Source organism: uncultured Campylobacter sp., from assembly GCF_937997465.1.
Lineage (GTDB): Bacteria > Campylobacterota > Campylobacteria > Campylobacterales > Campylobacteraceae > Campylobacter_A.
Window position 1 is genome coordinate 1 of record NZ_CALKTQ010000060.1, and the last position, 2,351, is coordinate 2,351.

Annotated in this window: 2 protein-coding genes; both read right to left on the reverse strand. The window is 48.2% G+C overall.

Features of this window, described 5'->3' with window-relative positions:
• Positions 1-701: ABC transporter permease subunit (locus Q0546_RS01730; protein WP_298789966.1), on the reverse strand; the 701-nt coding region annotated here is incomplete at its 3' end.
• Positions 698-1,660, reverse strand: a complete 963-nt coding sequence (locus tag Q0546_RS01735; RefSeq protein WP_298789968.1) for an ABC transporter substrate-binding protein — start codon at positions 1,658-1,660, stop codon at positions 698-700. The genes Q0546_RS01730 and Q0546_RS01735, both read right to left, overlap by 4 nt.
• Positions 1,661-2,351 lie beyond the last annotated feature (691 nt).

Here is a 2,351-nt window from a genome sequence, read left to right on the forward strand (position 1 = left end):
ACCTCGGTGGTATCTAGCATCACGCGCGCGTTTGCGATCTTGGCGCCCATACCGTCGTTCGCGCCTAGCAGCTCGCCCATGATGACGATCTTTACGCCCATGCCTACGGCGACGCTTAAAGAGCTGATGATGTGGCTTGTTAGGTGCGGAACGTATAGGTGGCGAATCTTTTTGCAAATGCCCAGTTTATAGGCGTCAAACATCTCCTTTAGCTCCTCGCTCACGCTCATCATGCCGACCATCGAGCTAGCAAAGGTTAGCGGCAAAACCGTGATAATGATCGTAAAAATAGTGCTCGCGTTTCCAAACCCGAACCAAAATATAGCTAGAACTATCCAAATAATAGGCGGCATAGAAAGCAGCGTCGTGATAACCGGCTTTAAAAACGCAGCAAAGCTTTTATACGCGCCCGCAACCAGCCCCAGCGTGATACCGATGGCACAGGCCGTGCCGACTCCGACTAGCGAGCGCACGAGAGTGATGTTTATCTCGCTGTTTTTATAGTCCGCCAAAAGCTCGTACGCCCGCACGAAAACGGCCTGCGGAGCCGGGAGCAAAAACTCTCCTCCCAGCTCGCTGCCGATCTGCCAAAGCGCGATGATAAGCGCGATCGTCGCAAGGCCGCTAAAGCCGCCCCAAAGGTAGTCTGCAACCTTTAAAAACGCGCCGCGGTTTTTTTTGACGTTATCTATAAGTATCATAAAAATAGGCTCTTATCAGGCATTTTACCACCGAGCAACTTTGGATTAAACTCGAAAATTTGCTCAAAAAATGCCATCACGTCATCTTGCAACTCATGCGCTTTTGTTACGGTCAAATTTGCCTTATCAAAAGCCCCGGCCAGCGCAGGCTCGGGAGCCGGCAGATACTCGGCGCCGATTTTAGCCGCGCTTTGTTTGTTTTCCAGTATCCATTTTAGCGCGTTCGTTAGATCGGCGTGCAGCGTCTCAAAAAGCGTGCGATTTGCCTCGTAGTAGTCCACGTTTACGATGATGCCCGCCATCGGGATGTATGGCTTGGCATTAAAGCTCTCGCCCCAAGTTTTAGGAAAATCAAGCCCGTAATGCACGGCTACGCCCGCTTTTTTACCGCGCAAAATCGTCGCCTCGCTAAGAGGCTGCGGCACGATAAGCACGTCGTAGTTCTTTTGGATAAACAGCCCAACCGCTTCAGGCGGAGTCTGGGTGTACGTGATGTCAAGCTTGCTCGCGTCTATGCCGCGTTTCTTGCAAAGCGCGCGTAGCACAAGATCGGGCATATCGTTTTTAAACGGCATTATGATTTTTTTGCCGACGAAGTCCTCTAGCGTCTTGATGCTCTCGTCCTTTATCATCGCGTTCATGACGCCTAGCGTGAGCAAATTTAACATCGCGAAATTTAACCCCTGGTTTCGCAGGTTTGCAGCAACGTTTGAGGGCGACATAGTGACCTTGATATCGCCGCTAGCCACGCCCGCGCGCAGGACGTCCGGAGTGTTCCAGATGCGCAGTTTCACGTCGTGCGTCTTAGCTAGCTCGCCTTGCATACTTGCTACGGCCATTATCACGCTAGGGATCGCAGGCGCGCCCCACATCGTAAAGTTTTCCTTCGCAAAAAGGCTAGGAGCCATCGTCGTAGCGCCCAGCGCCGCGCCGAGTCCTAAAAATCCTCGTCTGTTCATAACTTTCTCCTTGTATTAAGATTTTAAATTTTATTTCGTTTCGCTTTGCGGCTCGCCCCCAGGCGTTAAATTTGATCGTAAAATTTAATAGCTAAATTTGACCCGTCCAGACCCGCACCGCAAAAATGCTAAATTTACTCGAGGCAAATTCGAGCTTACCTCAACTTATTTTTGATAATTATACCCAAGATTTAAATCAAAAATCTTGATCTAAATTTTGATTTTTTGTTGATTTGATTCATTAAATTTGGACAGTAAATTTAAAATTTGATAAAACGACTTTCAACTTTTACTTTCTTGTTATGTGGGAAGGGGCTTGAATTACGCTCTGCTTTGCAGTTGCGAGGCAAAGCTGAAGCAAAAGAGCTCCCTTTTATATCCGCCTTTCTCTTTTCTTTGGGAGAGGAAGGGGTTTCTACTTACGGAGCGCGCCCCTTCCTCTCCCAAACCCTCTCCAGCCCCACTGCACGTTAGAGGTGGCGACATTGCTTTGCTGACGCAAAGCGTCGCAAATTTAAATTTGCATTTTCAAGATGCGGGTCTCGGTGGGTAAAATTTGCAAATTTGACCTCAAATTTGAATCAAAAAAAATAAGGCGAAGTATTTTTGTTCTAGACGAGGCGCTTTTTAAATTTGGCGACGGGAGTTACCATATAGGTAATGACCGAGCCAAATTTAAAAGCAACGAAGT